Annotated in this window: 17 protein-coding genes and 1 pseudogene; 11 read left to right on the top strand and 7 right to left on the bottom strand. The window is 73.3% G+C overall.

Annotation, left to right across the window (positions count from 1 at the left end; translation table 11 throughout):
* Nucleotides 1-6 precede the first annotated feature (6 nt).
* Nucleotides 7-546: pseudogene (locus ACZ6WH_RS34260) on the top strand (sensor histidine kinase); the annotation flags it as partial.
* Between the two features lie 185 nt (nt 547-731).
* A complete protein-coding gene (locus tag ACZ6WH_RS34255; protein WP_469733403.1) occupies nt 732-1916 on the top strand; it encodes a PP2C family protein-serine/threonine phosphatase in 1185 nt (394 codons plus the stop codon).
* Here the strand turns inward: ACZ6WH_RS34255 and ACZ6WH_RS34250 are convergent.
* Nucleotides 1909-2778 carry a transglutaminase-like and tetratricopeptide repeat-containing protein gene (locus ACZ6WH_RS34250; protein WP_469733401.1) on the bottom strand — a complete coding sequence of 290 codons (870 nt, stop codon included), beginning with the start codon at nt 2776-2778 and terminating at the stop codon, nt 1909-1911. The two genes, ACZ6WH_RS34255 and ACZ6WH_RS34250, sit on opposite strands and share 8 nt — an antisense overlap.
* A gap of 17 nt (nt 2779-2795) precedes the next feature.
* A complete protein-coding gene (locus tag ACZ6WH_RS34245; RefSeq protein ID WP_469733399.1) occupies nt 2796-3803 on the bottom strand; it encodes a GNAT family N-acetyltransferase in 1008 nt (335 codons plus the stop codon).
* Nucleotides 3804-3946: 143 nt separating this feature from the next.
* On the opposite strand from ACZ6WH_RS34245, the gene fdxA reads away from it, so the two are divergent.
* Together fdxA and dapC are read left to right on the top strand one after the other, a co-directional pair.
* The gene (gene fdxA, locus ACZ6WH_RS34240) at nt 3947-4267 is read left to right on the top strand and encodes a ferredoxin (protein WP_361563758.1); all 321 of its coding nucleotides are present in this window, start codon (nt 3947-3949) and stop codon (nt 4265-4267) included.
* A gap of 86 nt (nt 4268-4353) precedes the next feature.
* Nucleotides 4354-5451: a succinyldiaminopimelate transaminase gene (gene dapC / locus ACZ6WH_RS34235; RefSeq protein ID WP_469733396.1), complete on the top strand. Its 1098-nt coding sequence runs from the start codon at nt 4354-4356 to the stop codon at nt 5449-5451.
* 69 nt (nt 5452-5520) lie between these two features.
* Here the strand turns inward: dapC and ACZ6WH_RS34230 are convergent, their stop codons facing one another.
* On the bottom strand, nt 5521-6018 hold the full coding sequence (locus ACZ6WH_RS34230) for an ATP-binding protein (protein ID WP_432858510.1): 498 nt from the start codon (nt 6016-6018) through the stop codon (nt 5521-5523).
* A gap of 324 nt (nt 6019-6342) precedes the next feature.
* Nucleotides 6343-7260: a VldE C-terminal domain-containing protein gene (locus ACZ6WH_RS34225; protein ID WP_469733394.1), complete on the bottom strand. Its 918-nt coding sequence runs from the start codon at nt 7258-7260 to the stop codon at nt 6343-6345.
* Between the two features lie 103 nt (nt 7261-7363).
* On the opposite strand from ACZ6WH_RS34225, the gene dapE reads away from it, so the two are divergent.
* On the top strand, nt 7364-8455 hold the full coding sequence (gene dapE, locus ACZ6WH_RS34220) for a succinyl-diaminopimelate desuccinylase (RefSeq protein ID WP_469733392.1): 1092 nt from the start codon (nt 7364-7366) through the stop codon (nt 8453-8455).
* Between the two features lie 210 nt (nt 8456-8665).
* Nucleotides 8666-9445 (top strand): LOG family protein, encoded by a 780-nt coding sequence (locus tag ACZ6WH_RS34215; protein ID WP_432858516.1) that lies wholly within the window; start codon nt 8666-8668, stop codon nt 9443-9445.
* Nucleotides 9446-9489: 44 nt separating this feature from the next.
* On the opposite strand, the gene folP is transcribed toward ACZ6WH_RS34215, so the two are convergent.
* A complete protein-coding gene (gene folP, locus ACZ6WH_RS34210; RefSeq protein WP_432858518.1) occupies nt 9490-10350 on the bottom strand; it encodes a dihydropteroate synthase in 861 nt (286 codons plus the stop codon).
* Between the two features lie 161 nt (nt 10351-10511).
* On the opposite strand from folP, the gene ACZ6WH_RS34205 reads away from it, so the two are divergent.
* On the top strand, nt 10512-10958 hold the full coding sequence (locus tag ACZ6WH_RS34205) for a DivIVA domain-containing protein (RefSeq protein WP_469733389.1): 447 nt from the start codon (nt 10512-10514) through the stop codon (nt 10956-10958).
* The gene (locus ACZ6WH_RS34200; protein ID WP_469733387.1) at nt 10955-11563 is read left to right on the top strand and encodes a DNA-3-methyladenine glycosylase I; all 609 of its coding nucleotides are present in this window, start codon (nt 10955-10957) and stop codon (nt 11561-11563) included. The genes ACZ6WH_RS34205 and ACZ6WH_RS34200 overlap by 4 nt, the downstream gene beginning before the upstream one ends.
* A 38-nt stretch (nt 11564-11601) precedes the next feature.
* On the opposite strand, the gene chcB is transcribed toward ACZ6WH_RS34200, so the two are convergent.
* Nucleotides 11602-12402 (bottom strand): 2-cyclohexenylcarbonyl CoA isomerase, encoded by an 801-nt coding sequence (chcB, locus tag ACZ6WH_RS34195; RefSeq protein WP_432858524.1) that lies wholly within the window; start codon nt 12400-12402, stop codon nt 11602-11604.
* A gap of 327 nt (nt 12403-12729) precedes the next feature.
* On the opposite strand from chcB, the gene ACZ6WH_RS34190 reads away from it, so the two are divergent.
* Nucleotides 12730-12897, top strand: coding sequence for a DUF3117 domain-containing protein (locus ACZ6WH_RS34190; protein WP_107054016.1), 168 nt, complete (start codon nt 12730-12732; stop codon nt 12895-12897).
* A gap of 228 nt (nt 12898-13125) precedes the next feature.
* On the opposite strand, the gene ACZ6WH_RS34185 is transcribed toward ACZ6WH_RS34190, so the two are convergent.
* The gene (locus ACZ6WH_RS34185; RefSeq protein WP_432858526.1) at nt 13126-13809 is read right to left on the bottom strand and encodes an O-methyltransferase; all 684 of its coding nucleotides are present in this window, start codon (nt 13807-13809) and stop codon (nt 13126-13128) included.
* 153 nt (nt 13810-13962) lie between these two features.
* Between ACZ6WH_RS34185 and sigE the strand changes: the two genes are divergently transcribed.
* On the top strand, nt 13963-14742 hold the full coding sequence (sigE, locus tag ACZ6WH_RS34180; protein ID WP_361563789.1) for an RNA polymerase sigma factor SigE: 780 nt from the start codon (nt 13963-13965) through the stop codon (nt 14740-14742).
* Nucleotides 14739-15872, top strand: a complete 1134-nt coding sequence (locus ACZ6WH_RS34175; protein ID WP_469733384.1) for a zf-HC2 domain-containing protein — start codon at nt 14739-14741, stop codon at nt 15870-15872. Before sigE ends, ACZ6WH_RS34175 begins: the two co-directional genes overlap by 4 nt.
* The last annotated feature ends 256 nt before the right edge of the window (nt 15873-16128 follow it).

Genomic DNA, 16128 nt, shown 5'->3' with positions numbered 1-16128 from the left:
GGGCGGGCCTGCGCGGCCGTCCTGCCGTGGGAATGGTCGCGCCGGGCGATCCCGGCGGTCACCGCCGTCATCGTGCTGATCGGCCGGCGCTGGGGCCACGTCCGCGTCTACCTCGCCGGGTACGCGCTGCCGGCGCTGCTCGGCGGGTTCGCCATGGTCGGCATCCAGCAGCTGATCCGCACCACCGACGAGCTGCGGCAGGTCCGTGAGGAGGTGGCCCGGCTCGCCGCCGACGAGGAGCGGCTGCGGCTCGCCCGTGACCTGCACGACCTCCTCGGCCACTCGCTCTCCCTGATCACCCTGAAGAGCGAGCTGGCCGGGCGGCTGCTGCCGGACCGGCCCGAGGACGCGGCCCGCCAGGTCGCCGACGTCGAGCGGGTCGGCAGACAGGCGCTGGTGGACGTCCGGGAGGCGGTCACCGGCTACCGCCGCCCCCGGCTCGCCGTCGAGCTGGCCGGGGCGCGCGCCGCGCTCCGTACCGCCGGGATCACCGCGGAGGTCGACCCGGCCCTGGAGCGGTACCGCGACCTGCCGCGCGACCCGGACCGGACGCCCGGGACCGGGCCGGCCCCACCGGCGCCCGCAACCGCGCCGAGGCCGCCCGTACCGCCCGCGACAAGGGCTGGCTGTAGCGGGCCTGAGGTACCGCCGCCGTACCGGACCCCCGGCCGGAGCGGACGGGACCTTCGCCCCTGCAGGACCGCGGCACCTGTGCGCATGCTGGAAGTGCCATGCCTTTCACGCGACTGCAGGATTCGGGCCGCCGGCGCGCGCTGCTGCTGAGCGCCCTTGTCGTGCTGATCGCGGTCGCCGACGAGCTCACCGGCCCCCAGGTGCGCCTCATCTCCTTCGCCGGGGTCGCGCCGATGTTCGCCGCGCTGCGCTGCTCGGCGCGCTGGACCGCCGTGGTGACGGCCTCCTTCGTCGCGGCCAGCTTCGTCATCTACTCCGTGCACTTCGCCGCCTGGACGGTGTCGGGCTCGCTGGTGGGGCTCCTCGGCACCCTCGTGGTCGCCGCCTTCGCCCAGCTGCTGTGCCACAACCGGCGGCGGCGCGACGACGCGTTCGACCGCACCCGGCTCGTCGCCGACGAGGTCCAGCGGGCCATGCTGCACGAGCTGCCGCTGCGCGCCGGTGCGTACGCCGTGGCCGGTTTCTACGTCTCGGCGCTGGAAGGCGCCCGGGTCGGCGGCGACATCTACGAAGCGGTCGAGACGCCGTACGGCACCCGCCTGGTGATCGGCGACGTCCAGGGCAAGGGCATGCCCGCGATCGGCGCCGGCCACGAGGCGCTGGCGTCCTTCCGGGAGGCCGCGCACTACGAGGCGACGCTGGAGGGCGTCGCGACGCGCATGGAGGCCTCCCTCAAGCGCCACAACGCGCGCGCCGTCGCCCAGGGCGGCACGGAGCGCTTCGTGACCGCGCTGCTCATCGAGATCGGCCCCGACGGCCACGGCCGCTCGCTGTCCTGCGGCCACATTCCCTACTACGTCGTCCGCGGCGACCGGGTCACCGAGCGGGACGAGGGGCAGTGGCTGCCGCTGGGCCTGGGCGAGCTGACCGGCGAGCGGCGCCGGGCCTTCGACTCGTGGCCGCTGGACGAGGACTGGGCCGTGCTGTGCACGGACGGCGTGACCGAGGCCCGGCGCCGGGACGGCACGTTCTACCCGCTCGGCGAGCGGCTGAAGGGCTGGACCGGGCTGGCGCCGGCCGAGCTGGCCGCGGCCCTCCGCGCCGACCTCACGGAGTTCACCGGCGGCCGGCTCAAGGACGACGCGACCGTACTGATCGTCCGCCGCAGCCCGGACAGCGCCCCGCTGCGCCCCGCCGCCGGACTGCCGACGGGCAGTCACGCCGGGGACCGCGCGCCGGCGGAGCGGGGTGCCTCCCCGAGCCGGCCCCGTACCGTCAGTTGAGCATCGCGCGGGCCGCCGCGGCCTGCCGGCGGACCGTTTCCGCGGCCTCCGGGTCCACCGCCTCCAGCACCGTCGCGTACTCCTCCAGCTCCGCGGCGCCGCGCACGAAGTCGCCCCGCTCCACCAGCACCTCGGCGTGCTCGTGCCGCAGCCGTGCCGGGTGGCTGGGCAGCAGCAGCGACAGCTCCACCGCCCACAGCCGCACGTCGCTGCGCTCGGGGCGGGCCGTCGCCCAGGCCCGGATGTTGTTCAGGATGCGCAGCACGGTCTCCAGGGGGTCGGCGGGCGCCAGCATCTGCGGTGTCAGCGGCTGCCCGGTCGCGCCCGCCACCAGCAGCCCGGCGTCCTCGTCGGACAGGATCCGCCCGCCGTCGAACGGGTCCACCAGGACGTGCGCGCCGTACGGGTCGCCGAACCCGACGACGTAGTGCCCGGGCAGCGCCACGCCGTACACCGGAGCGCCGGCCCGCCGCGCGACCTCCGTCCACACCACCGACAGCAGGATCGGCAGCCCGCGGCGGCGCCGCAGCACCTCGTGGAGCAGCGAGGACTCCAGCCGCCGGTAGTCGGCGGGCAGGCCGTGGAAGCCGCAGCGGGCGCCGAGCAGCCCGGAGACGCTGCGGGCCCAGGCACGCGCGTCGTCACCGGTGCCGCCGTGGGCGCGCGCCGGGCGGAACGGCAGCAGGCCGGCCAGCCGGTCCAGCTCGATCTGCGCGGCGTCGATGCCGTGCTCGGTCAGCTCCGGGTCGGCCTCGGCGGCCAGCAGCAGGCACAGCAGCGTGAGGTCGGGCCGCTCCTCGCGGGCGGCCTCGGCGAACTGCCGCCGCCGGGCGGCACGGCCGGAATCGGGCTCGGGATGCATGTCTGGTCCGTACCCGTTCAGCGAGGGCCGTCCTGCGGGGCGCGCCGGTAGTGGTAGTGGTGATGATCGGTGAAGCCGAGGCCGTCGTAGAGCGCCCGGGCGGCGTCGTTGTCCGTCTCGACCTGCAGGTACGCCGCCGAGGCACCCTCCTCCAGCGCCCGCTGGGCGAGCGCGGCCATCACCAGCGTGGCCAGCCCCTGACGGCGGTGCGCCGGAGCGACCTCCAGCGCCGCGAACCCCGCCCAGCGGCCGTCGATCACCACCCGGCCGATGGCGGCGGGCCCGTCCGAGCCCGCCACGGTCGCGAACCACACGGACGGCCCACCGGCCAGGACCTTCACCGCCTCGGGCGGTGCGTCCGCGCTCCGGTTGTACATCGTGGTCCAGCCGTCGTCCGGCTCGCGGGAGAGCCGCACCCGGCCGGTGTCCGCGTCGGTGTCGGCCAGCGGGGCCAGCGCCCCGACGCGTACGACGGTGTGCCGTTCGGCCGTCCAGCCGCGCCGCTCCAGCTCGGCGGCCAGGATTTCGTCGCTGCCCGCGGCGCCGGTGGAGACGACGACGTACGGGGGCAGACCGCGGCGTACGTACCAGTCACGGACGCGGTCCAGCGCGGCGTCCAGCGGCACCCCGGGATCTCCGACCGGCAGCACCGAATTCGCCCGCCGGGTGAATCCCGCACTGGCCCGCAGCGTCCATTCCCCGAGCCGCTCCGTCTCGACGGCCGGCCAGCCGCGCGCGGCCACCTCCGTGAGCTCCCGCGCGCTCGTCGCCGGGCCTCTCCGGCGGGCCGGCGCGGCCGGGACCACCTTGCCCGCGACCAGCGAGCTTGCCATGATCCGTACCTCTTCACCGGTCCGCCGTGTGATGCTCAGCACATCATCGTCCCACGATGTGAGAACGCCGACCGTGTCAGTGAATCGCTCCGTGGACTCACCCGGCCCGGCCAGCCTGCGGACCGATACCCTTTTCCCCACGTCAGCAGGGGTGATGGCGACCTCCAGTCGTCCGCCCGTGGTGAATTCCACAGCTGTGCCCGCCCCTCTTGTTCGTCTCGTGCCCGGGACCGGAGATACTAGGTGCGGGCATCGACGACGCCGCGCTCCCGCGCGCCCTGAGGCGGCCGCCCGAACGAGACGGTCCGCCGGCCCTAACGAGGAGGAACGACAGCGTGACCTACGTCATCGCGCAGCCTTGTGTCGACGTCAAGGACAAGGCGTGCATCGAGGAGTGCCCGGTCGACTGCATCTACGAGGGCTCCCGGTCCTTGTACATCCACCCGGACGAATGCGTCGACTGTGGTGCCTGTGAGCCGGTCTGCCCGGTCGAGGCCATCTTCTACGAAGATGACACCCCTGAGGAGTGGAAGGACTACTACAAGGCGAACGTCGAGTTCTTTGACGAGCTCGGTTCGCCCGGTGGTGCCTCGAAGCTGGGCCTGATCGAGAAGGACCACTCCTTCATCGCCGCCCTGCCGCCGCAGAACCAGTAACGGCAGGCCGCAGCCTCCGGTCCCGTACGGCCGCCACCGCCGTACGGGACCGCGGCGTTTCCCGACACGCACGAAAGAAGAGCAACGTGGGCGCAGTATCCGCACGCCTCCCTGTCTTTCCCTGGGACCGGCTGGAGCCCTACAAGGCGACGGCCGCCGCGCATGCCGACGGCATCGTGGACCTGTCCGTGGGGACCCCGGTCGACCCGGTGCCGGCGCTGATCCAGAAGGCGCTCGCCGACGCGTCGGACAGCCCGGGCTATCCGACCGTGTGGGGCACGCCCGCGCTGCGCGACGCGCTCACCGGCTGGGCGGGCCACCGCCTCGGCGCCACGGACCTCGCGCACGAGAACGTGCTGCCGGTCGTCGGCTCCAAGGAACTGGTCGCCTGGCTGCCGACCCAGCTCGGCCTCGGCGCGGGCGACAAGGTGGCCCACCCGCGCCTGGCGTACCCGACCTACGAGGTCGGCGCGCGGCTCGCGGGCGCCGAACCGGTCGTCTACGACACCCCGTGGGAGCTGGACCCGGCAGGCCTGAAGCTGCTGTGGCTCAACTCGCCGTCCAACCCCACCGGCCGCGTGCTGAGCGCCGAGGACCTGCGCCGTACGGTCGCCTGGGCCCGCGAGCACGGCATCCTGGTCTTCAGCGACGAGTGCTACCTGGAGCTGGGCTGGGAGGCCGACCCGGTCTCCGTCCTGCACCCGGAGGTCAACGGCGGTTCGTACGACGGGATCGTCGCCGTCCACTCGCTCTCCAAGCGCTCCAACCTGGCCGGCTACCGCGCGGCCTTCATCGCGGGCGACGCCGCGGTGCTCGGCGAGCTGCTCCAGATCCGCAAGCACGGCGGCATGATGATCCCCGCGCCCGTCCAGGCCGCCACCGTCGCGGCGCTGGGCGACGACGCGCACGTCGCCGAGCAGCGCGAGCGCTACGCCCGCCGGCGCGCGGCCCTGCGCACCGCCTTCGAGGCGGCGGGCTTCCGCATCGAGCACAGCGAGGCGTCGCTGTACCTCTGGGCGACCCGCGACGAACCCTGCTGGGACACCGTCGGCGACCTCTCCAAGCGCGGCATCCTCGTCGCGCCGGGTGACTTCTACGGCACGGCGGGGGAGCGGTTCGTACGGATCGCCTTCACGGCCACCGACGAGCGGGTGGACGCGGCGGTCCGCCGGCTCGCCGACTGAGCGCAGGACACGGCCGAAGGGCCCCGGGAGGTGTTGCTCCCGGGGCCCTTCGTGTGTCCGGTGATGGCGTCAGCCGCCCAGAGCGCCGAGCACGCCGGCGACCGGCAGGCCGTCCGTCGGCAGGCCCTTGGTCACGGGCAGACCCGCGAGCAGCTGGCCGGCGGGCAGCTCCTTGGCCAGCGGCAGGTCCTTGGTGAGTCCCTCGGTGGGCAGCGCACGGGCGGTGTCGCCGACGGCGTCCTTGGTGTCACCCGTGACGTGACCGGTGGTCTTCTTGGCGGTGGGGGCGAGCTTCTGCAGCGTCTCGTTGCCGGTGCGGCCGGCCTCCGGGACGGCCTCCTTCACGGCCTCACCGGCGACCGGGCCGGCCACCGCGCTGGTGTTCTCCAGGGCGTTGCCGGCGGTCTCGGTGACGCTCGACGGGTCCACCTTGGTCAGTCCACCCAGGTCGGCGGCCTTGGGCAGGTCAACGGCGCTCGCGGAGCCGGCGGCACCGACCACGGGAGCTGCGCCCGCTGCGACCAGCAGCGCGGCCCGGGCGATCCGACGCGTAAGGGGGAGGGACATGGTGCTCCTTTGACGGAGAGGGACTTGTTTCTTCTGTGCAGACGTACGGTGCCCGCCGGGCGGCGGCAGTCGACTGCCGGGCGGACGCAGTGAATACCGCGCCAGAGCCCCGAAGGTTGCGGTGCGCCCCGGTAAAGAATTGGTAACGCGTCGCATTATCTGCTTCGGATGAAAGTGGGTGAAATTCGTACGTCCGGAGGAGGTGAAAGAACGTCACGCCTCATATGCGCCAAGGAAGTTATGGGGTCGCGGCAGGGGTGAGGAAAGCGCCGTGAATTGTCGACGTGGATTGACGCCATTCCCACTGCCGAGGGAATGTCCGGACTACTGCGCGGTCGTGATCCGAACATCCGTCGGGCGGGCGCCGCCGGAATCGCCGGTCACCTTCTGCCAGCCATTCCCGGAATCCTCGGCGGTCCACCGGCGATCGCCGTAAGAGATGCGTTCGATACGCAACTCCGACGCGTGTGCCACCGCCCAGGTCGCCAGCTGCCAGCCCCGCTGGTCCGCCGCCACGCCCGCGACGGCCGTCACCGGCACCGTGAGCGTCCGTCCGGCCGTACGCGCGGCCGCCGTGGTCCGCGGCAGCACCTCGGGCCCGAACTCCCGCACCAGCTTCTCGCGCACCTGCGCCGTGCCGCCCGGCGCGTTCTCCGCCGGCCGGCTCTCCGCACAGCTGAGCGCCGCCGGCGCCCGCCCGGTCAGCGCGCCGGTCAGCACCGCAGCGTTCGCCTCGTGCTTGGCGTACGCCTGCGGATAGGCGCTGCGCTGCACCTTCTGGGCCGCGACGGTCAGCGGCAGCCGGGAGTACCCGGGAACCTGCACCAGGTGCTTGTAGAACTCCCCGGACGCATAGACCGGGTCCATGATCTCCTCGGCCGTGCCCCAGTCCTGGGAGGGCCGCTGCTGGAAGAGGCCCACCGAGTCCCGGTCGCCGTACTCGATGTTGCGCAGCCCGGACTCCTGCATGGCGGTCGCCAGCGCGATGGTCACCGCCCGCTCGGGCAGCTCGCGCGAGGCGCCCACCGCGGAGATCGTCGCGGCGTTCGCCGCCTGCTCCGGGGAGAGCTCGTACGGCTCGCCGCCGCCCTCGGGCTGCACCGTGCAGCGCGGGGCCCCGGGGCCACCGGTCACGTACTGCACGACGAGGTAGCCCGCGAGTCCGAGCAGCACGACGAGGGCCGCGAACACGCGTATGAGGCGCTTGCGGCGGACGGAGGCACGCTGGGGACGGCGAAGCACGCGCCATACGGTACTGGAGTGCGGTGACGGGCCCCGCCGGACCTCGGTGAACGGACAGCGTCGGGCAGGAGAGGGGCATCCTGCGACCGGTAGGGTCGGGACCATGGAACGCCCCGCGCAGAAGCCCGCACTCGACCTGTCGCTCGACGCCGCACAGCTGACCGCGGCGCTGGTGGACATCCCGTCCGTCAGCCGGGACGAGAAAGTCCTCGCGGACGCCGTCGAGACGGCCCTGCGCGCGCTCCCGCACCTGACCGTGGACCGCGACGGCGACACCATCGTGGCGCGCACCGACTTCGGGCACGCCGAGCGGGTCGTCCTCGCCGGCCACCTCGACACCGTGCCGATCGCGGACAACGTGCCCTCCCGGCTCGACGAGAACGGCGTCCTGTGGGGCTGCGGCACCTCCGACATGAAGTCCGGCGTCGCCGTGCAGCTGCGCATCGCCGCCACCGTGCCCGCGCCCAACCGCGACCTCACCTTCGTCTTCTACGAGGCCGAGGAGATCGCCGCCGAGTACAACGGCCTGAAGCGGATCGCCGAGGAGCACCCCGACTGGCTGGCCGGTGACTTCGCCGTCCTCCTGGAGCCGTCCGGCAACCAGGTCGAGGGCGGCTGCCAGGGCACCCTGCGCGTCCTGCTGCGCACCACGGGGGAGCGGGCGCACTCCGCGCGCAGCTGGATGGGGTCCAACGCCATCCACACCGCGGCCCCGATCCTGGAGCGGCTGGCCGCGTACGAGCCGCGCCGCGTCGTCATCGACGGCCTGGAGTACCGCGAGGGCCTGAACGCCGTACGCATCGAGGGCGGCGTCGCGGGCAACGTCATCCCCGACGAGTGCACGGTCACCGTCAACTTCCGGTACGCGCCCGACCGCAGCGGTGAGGAGGCGCTCGCCCACGTGCGCGAGGTCTTCGCCGGCTGCGAGACCGACGCGTGGACGGTCGACGACCACTCCACCGCGGCGCTGCCCGGCCTCTCGCACCCCGCGGCCAAGGCGTTCATCGAGGCGGTCGGCGGCACGCCGATGCCCAAGTTCGGCTGGACCGACGTCTCGCGCTTCTCCGCGCTCGGCGTCCCGGCGGTCAACTACGGCCCGGGGAACGCGCTGCTCGCCCACAAGCGGGACGAGAACGTCGTCGCCGCCGACGTGATCCGCTGCGAGGAGCGGCTGCGGGCCTGGCTGGAGGCCTGAACCGGCGCCCTGCGGGCAGCGGGAATGTGGTGACCGGGATTCCGGTGATCTCGGGTGGTCTGCGCGGGTAGAGGTTCACCGGAGCGCCGCGCGGCGGCCGGGACCGCCGTCAGACCGAATTACGCCGCTCGTCACCTTTGTGCACATACGCTTTACCGGCAACGAACTGTCTTCCGTCCTTGGCGGAGGACCCTGCGGAGGGAGCACACCATGGCCGATCCTGAGGCAGCCGAGCGCGAGACCCTGGCAGCCGAGCGCGATCAGCAGCGACTCGGCCCGGTACTGCGCCGCCGTGACCAGGTGCGTCCCGGCACCACCGACCAGCGGCTGCTGGACTCCGAGGGCCCCTCCGAGTGGGTGCACACCGACCCCTGGCGCGTGATGCGCATCCAGTCGGAGTTCGTCGAGGGCTTCGGCGCGCTGGCCGAACTGGGTCCGGCGATCAGCGTCTTCGGCTCGGCCCGTACGCCCCGCGACTCGTCCGAGTACGAGGCGGGCGTCGGCCTGGGGCGGGCGCTCGTGGAAGCGGGCTTCTCGGTCATCACGGGCGGCGGCCCCGGCGCCATGGAGGCGGCGAACAAGGGCGCCCACGAAGCGGGCGGCACGTCCGTGGGGCTCGGCATCGAGCTGCCCTTCGAACAGGGCATGAACGAATACGTCAACCTCGGCGTGGACTTCCGGTACTTCTTCGTCCGCAAGACGTGTTTTGTGAAGTACGCCCGGGGCTTCGTGGTCCTGCCGGGCGGCCTCGGCACGCTCGACGAGCTCTTCGAGGCGCTCACCCTCGTGCAGACCCGTAAGGTCACCCGCTTCCCCATCGTGCTCTTCGGCACGGAGTACTGGGGCGGCCTGGTGGACTGGCTGCGCAACACCCTCATCGCCCAGGGCAAGGCCTCCACCCGCGACCTGGACCTCTTCCACCTCAGCGACGACGTGGACGAGGCGGTCGCGCTCGTCACGAAGGAAGTGGGCCCCGGCCCCTCCCGGTGAGGCACCTCGCGGCCCCCGGAGGACCGGGGGCCGCCCGGCCCGGCTCAGGCCAGGCCGCGGCGGGTCGCCGCCGGGGGCCGGTGCCCGGCGATCGAGGCGACCATGTCCAGCACCTGCCGGGTCTCGGCGACCTCGTGGACGCGGTAGACCCGGGCGCCCAGCCACGCCGAGACCGCGGTCGTGGCGAGGGTGCCCAGCACCCGCTCCTTGACCGGCTTGTCCAGCGTCTCGCCCACGAAGTCCTTGTTGGACAGCGACACCAGTACAGGCCACCGGGTGTCCGTCATCTCGCCGAGCCGGCGGGTGGCCTCCAGGCTGTGCCGGGTGTTCTTCCCGAAGTCGTGCCCCGGGTCGATCATGATCCCGTCCCGCCGTACGCCCAGCTCCACGGCGCGCTCCGCGAGCCCGAGCGTGACGTCCAGGATGTCGGCCATCACGTCCTCGTACGTGGTCCGGTGCGGCCGGGTGCGCGGCTCGACGCCGCCCGCGTGCGTGCACACCAGGCCCGCGCCGTACCGGGCCGCGACCTCGGCGAGCTTCGGGTCCACGCCGCCCCAGGCGTCGTTGAGCACGTCGGCACCGGCCTCGCAGACCGCCTCGCCGACCTCGTGCCGCCAGGTGTCCACGCTGATCACCACGTCCGGGTGGCGCCTGCGCACCTCGGCCACGAAGCCGACCGTGCGCCGCGCCTCCTCCTCGGCGGTGACCTCCTCGCCCGGACCGGCCTTGACCCCGCCGATGTCGATGATCGCCGCGCCCTCCGCGACCGCCTGCTCCACGCGGGCGAGCGCCGGCTCGTCCCGGAACGTGGCGCCCTGGTCGTAGAAGGAGTCCGGCGTCCGGTTCACGATCGCCATGATCACGGGCTCGTGCGGGCCGAACTCGCGATTCCCCAGCCGCAGCATTACCTACTCCCTCTTCGTGGTTCCGGGCCGGTCGTCGAAGGGGGCGCCCCGCTCATGCCGCTCCCGGCCGGGCGCCCCCTTCGACGACAGGACCAAGCGACCTTAACTGTCAGCGGCGCATGGCACGATCAATGGACGACGGAGAGCGTGGGGAGATGGTCGTGTTCTGGTTCTTGCTCATCGCGTTGGTCGCGGTGGTCGCCGTGGTCACGCTCGCCGTGGTCGGCGGCGGTGACGGCGGCGCGCTGCGGGAGGCGGAGCCCGAGCGGCTGTACGACCCGCTGCCCGCCGACCGCCCGTGCACCCGGGCCGACGTGGAGGAGGTACGGCTGCCGCCGGCGCTCCGCGGCTACCGCATGAACGACGTGGACGACGTGCTGGACCGCCTCGGCGCCGAGCTGGCCGAGCGGGACGCCCGCATCGCCGAGCTGGAGGCCGCCCTGGCGGGGGCGAACGCCGCGGCCATGGGCGGCGGCCGGGGAATGGACGCGCGCCCAGGGACGCCGGACGCGCACCCCGAGGCACCGGGCCCGGTGCCGGACGAGGCCCCCGGCCTGCGGAAGCCCGCGGGCCCGGGCGAGACCCCCGAGGACGGTGAGACCGCATGAGCGGCGTCGAGACCGCGCAGGACGGCCTGCCGCGCTGCCCCTGGGGCATGACGGCCGAGTCGATGGCGGACTACCGCGCTTACCACGACACCGAGTGGGGCCGCCCCGTGCACGGTGACGACGCCCTGTTCGAGCGGATGTCCCTGGAGGCGTTCCAGTCGGGGCTGTCGTGGATCACCATCCTGCGCCGCCGCGAGGGGTTCCGCGCCGCCTTCGCGAATTTCAGGATCGCCGAGGTCGCGCGGTTCACCGAGGAGGACGCGGCGCGGCTCCTGGCCGACCCCGGCATCATCCGCAACCGCCTCAAGATCTCCGCCACGCTCGCCAACGCCCGGCTCGCGGCGCAGCTCGCGCCGGGCGAGCTGGACGCCCTGATCTGGTCCTACGCCCCGGACCGTGCGGACCGCCCGGCGCCCCGCAGCGGCGCCGACGTCCCGCCGGTAACCCCGGAGTCGACCGCGCTCGCCAAGGACCTCAAGAAGCGCGGCTTCCGCTTCGTCGGCCCGACGACGGCGTACGCCATGATGCAGGCGTGCGGGCTGGTCAACGACCACCTCGCCGACTGCCACGCCCGTGCGGCCACGGAGGCGGCAGCGGCGTCGTGAGCCCCCGTGCGGGGCCGGGCCGGGCCCCGCACGACCGCTCACCGCCCGACGAACCTCGGCTTCTCCTTCTTCACGAACGCCTCCACCGCGATCACGTGGTCCTCCGACGCGCCGGCCCGCGTCTGCAGCTCGTCCTCCTTGGCGAGCGTCTCGGCCAGCGAGTGGTCGGTGCCGTAGGCCAGCGACTCCTTGATCGCGGCGTACGCGGCGGTCGGCCCCTGCGCCAGCCGCAGCGCGAGCGCCCGGGCCTCCGAGGCCAGCTCCGCCGCGGGCACGACCTTGTTCGCGATGCCCAGCTCGTACGCCTCCTGGGCGCTGATGTTGCGCGGGAAGAGCAGCAGGTCGGCGGCGCGGCCGTGGCCGACCAGACGCGGCAGCGTCCAGGACACGCCGGAGTCGGCGGTCAGCGCGACGCCCGCGAAGGAGGTGTTGAAGGACGCGGAGTCGGCGACGAGGCGGTAGTCCGCCGCCATCGCGAAGCCGGCGCCGGCCCCGGCCGCGACCCCGTTCACGGCCGCGACCACCGGCTTCGCCATGCCGGCCAGCGCCTCGACGATCGGGTTGTAGTGCTCGCGCACCGTACTCATGGTGCTGCCCTCGCCGCTCGCCCGGTCCTTCTCCAGTGAGCCGATGTGCTCCTTGAGGTCCTGCCCGACGCAGAAGGCGCGGCCCGTGGCCGTCAGGAGGACGGCGCGTACGGCCGGGTCGGCGGCGGCCTCGCGCGCGGCGTCACGGAGGGCGACCTTGGTCTCCGTGTCGAGCGCGTTCATGGCATCAGGGCGGTTGAGCGTGATGGTGGCAACGCCGTCGGTGACGTCGTAGAGCACGGTGTCGGCCATGGTGGGATCCCCTCCGTCGCGGCTCGGGCTGCGGGAGAAGTGCAGCCGGCGATCAGGATGCCGGAGATCATCCGCGCTGTCGTGTGACGTACATCAAAGAATGGTGGCGTGCCGGGCAACGGCGGGTGGCGCAGTATCGCAGGTGACTCCCCGAATTGGGTGGTTTTGCGAATGTACGTTGCCGAAGGGATGCCCGCTGATGTTGGTCATCGGGTCCTGCGATGCGGGATAATGACATGGAAGCAATGTGTTCGATGCCGGTGACGCGTGCCCCTCTCCAGAGGGCCGTCGGCTGACGATGAGCTGGTTTCAGGAAGGGGAACGAGCATGGCGGCCATGAAGCCGCGGACGGGCGACGGCCCGCTCGAGGTGACCAAGGAGGGGCGGGGCATCGTCATGCGCGTTCCGCTCGAAGGCGGCGGTCGGCTTGTCGTCGAGCTGACTCCCGACGAAGCCAAGGCTCTCGGCGAGGCTCTGGACAAGGTCTGCGTCTGACGCGGCCGAGCCTCACGATCTGTCCGGCCCCGGCGGACGGCGCGTACCCGGTACGCACCGACTCCCGGGGCCGTGTCGTACCCACGGCCCACTACCCGGATTCGGAAATACGCATGCGTGCGTACGCGCCCGGACGTAGGGCTTTTCAGCCCCGGCGTACGCGCTCTCGCCCGTCGCACCCTACGCACCCCTGTGCGCCCGGCGCGCGCTGGGCCCCGCGGGCGCCCCTCAGGCGCGCTTGACCGCGCAGAGCAGGCCGTCGCCCACCGGCAGCAGCGAGGGGACCAGGTGGGTGCTCTCGCGGATGGACCGCAGCAGCTCCCGCAGCCGCTGTATCTCCGCAGGCTGGACGCCGGAGTCGACGGTCCGGCCGTCGGCGAAGATGCCTTCGAAGCAGACCACCCCGCCCGGCCGCAGCAGGCGCAACGATTCAGCGAGATAGTCGGCGTACTCCATGCGGTCGCCGTCGCAGAAGACCAGGTCGTAGCCGCCGTCGGCGAGCCGGGGGAGGACCTCCAGGGCGCCGCCGGGGATGAAACGGGCCCGGTTGCCGGCGAAGCCCGCGGCGCGGAACGCCTGCCGGGCGAACTGCTGCCGCTCCGGTTCCAGGTCGACGGTGGTCAGGACGCCGTCGGGGCGCATGCCGTGCAGCAGGTAGATGCCGGAGACGCCGGTACCGGTGCCGATCTCCGCGACGGCCTTGGCGTCCGCGGTGGCGGCGAGCAGGCTGAGGGCCGATCCGGTGCCGGTCGAGACCGTGCGGATGCCGGCTTCCCGGGCCCGGTCGCGGGACCAGTGCAGGGCGGCGTCGGCCGTGTCGTCGATGGTCCCGGCGCCGTAGGCCTCGGCGAATGCCAAGCTCGTCTGCCGGTTGCCGGTAATGGCCCTCTCCTGTCCCCGTAGTTGACGCAACCGTGACTGTATCCGCTGAGTGCGGGAACCCGCAGATGGGACCGGGCGTTGGAGAGAAACAGGGGGGATGCGCAGGTGAAGACGGAAGAGAACCGCAAGCCAGACCAAAAGCAGGTCAAAACTGCTTATCCGGAGCTAACGGGTGAGGTGGATATGGTAGGGGCTCTACTGGACACCACCAGAGCCACCAGGGGAGGTGCGGCTGCGGCGGGTGACCGAAGAACGCTGCTGCGTTTTCGAAGGTCGGCCGGCGAGCCGAAATCCGTGACCAACAATGCTGACCGTGCCCGCGCGAACGACTCCGCACCCACCGCGACCTTCGCCGCCGATGCGGAATCGCAGGCGTGGACTCCGCCCAGCTGGGAGGAGATCGTCAGCACTCACAGTGCGCGTGTCTACCGTCTCGCCTACCGCCTGACGGGAAACCAGCACGATGCCGAGGACCTCACCCAGGAAGTCTTCGTCCGCGTCTTCCGTTCGCTCTCGACGTACACCCCCGGTACGTTCGAGGGCTGGCTGCACCGCATCACCACCAACCTCTTCCTGGACATGGTGCGCCGCCGGCAGCGGATCCGCTTCGACGCGCTGGGTGACGACGCCGCCGAGCGGCTGCCCAGCCGCGAGCCGTCGCCGCAGCAGCACTTCAACGACACCCACTTCGACGCCGATGTGCAGCAGGCGCTGGACACCCTGGCGCCGGAGTTCCGCGCCGCCGTCGTCCTGTGCGACATCGAGGGCCTGTCGTACGAGGAGATCGCCGCGACCCTGGGCGTGAAGCTCGGCACGGTCCGCAGCCGTATCCACCGAGGCCGTTCCCACCTGCGCAAGGCGCTCAAGCACCGCTCGCCGGCTGCGCGCGCCGAGGAGCGGGAGCGCGAGCGGCAGCAGCGCGCCTTCGCGCCCCTGGCGACAGGGGAGGTCGGAATCGCGTGAGCGGTAGCGGCGGTCAGTCCCCCGCTGAGCAGCATCTCGGCGACCGCCTCGCGGCTCTGGTCGACGGGGAGCTGGGGCACGATCAGCGTGAGCGGGTGCTGGCGCACCTGGCGACCTGCGGCAAGTGCAAGGCCGAGGCCGATGCCCAGCGGGAACTGAAGAACGTCTTCGCCGAGATGGCCCCGCCCGGGCCCTCCGACGGGCTGCTCGCCCGTCTGCAGGGGTTGCCCGGGGGGGATCCCGGCGCGCCCGCGGGCCGGCTCGGTGAGGGCGGTCTCGGGCGTGGGTCCTTCGGCCGCGGCGGCCTGGACGGCGGCGGCTTCGGCCGCGGCGGCCTGTCGTTCGCGTACGCCCCGACCTCGGGTACGCACGCGGCCCCCGGGCTGCTCGCGCAGCCGGGCGGGCGCGGCTTCCGGATACATGAGCGCGGCGGCGAGCGGTCGGGTGCCGCGACGGCCGGTCCCTCCGGCACGGCTCCCAACGGTTCGCCGCGGCGCCGCTTCGCGTTCGCCGCTGCGGGCGCCGTCTCCCTTGCGGCCTTCGCGCTGAGCGGAGCGCTGCCGCTGGAGGCGGCGGTCGACACCGCTTCGGGGCGCGGCGAAGGGGCGAACAGTCCGCTGTCGGCCTCCCCGGCCGCCCAGGCGGAGCGTGCCACCGGGCGTGGGCAGCGGCCGGCCGCGGCGCGCGGTTCGGGTGACCGGGACGCGCTGCTCGGCGTCCTGCAGGGCCGGGCGACGCCGGCCGCCTCCTCCGCCGAGTTCTACCCCGCGTCCGCATCCCTCCCGGTGCGGTACGCCACCTCCTTGACCGGCGACGGCAGCGCGCGGCTGAGCCCGCTCGCGGCCCCCGGCCGTCCCGGTGTCTCCGGCAGCGGCCCGGCCTCCGGGCTGGACACGGCGGCGGGCACCGGTGCCGCTTCCGGTGCGTGGGCGGGCGCGTCCCACGGGCTCTCCGGCGTGACGGCGGCCGGCGGCGGCACGGGCGGCTCGGCCCCGTCCGTGAGCCGCGGGCCACTGCCCTCGGCGCTCGCCTCGCCGTCCTCGCGGGCCACCACCTACCCGGCCCCGCCGCTGCCCCCGCTGGAGCCGAAGCGGCCCCTGCTGACCCGCAGCGCCTCCGCCGCCCCCTGACCCGCCGTCAGGCAGGCGGTGCCTTCCGTCGTCACCGGGGCCCGGCAGCCGCCGGGCCCTGCACGCGGCGGACCCGAACCTGGTTGAATCGCCGGTGGGCCGCGCATCGCGCCACCAGCGCACCCAGGGGGCGCGCGGCCCCGCACGCGGGCGAACTGTGGGGAGAACATGAACGAGGGCACGGCCTCCGGGCCCCACCACGAGGACCGTTCGGACCGGGCCACGGAAGGACGGCCGGAGCCGGCCCAGCAGCGGC

The sequence above is a fragment of the Streptomyces sp. NPDC050806 genome (assembly GCF_055586425.1).
Note: the sequence above shows the minus strand (reverse complement) of the source record. Positions and strands in the feature narration are given on the sequence as shown.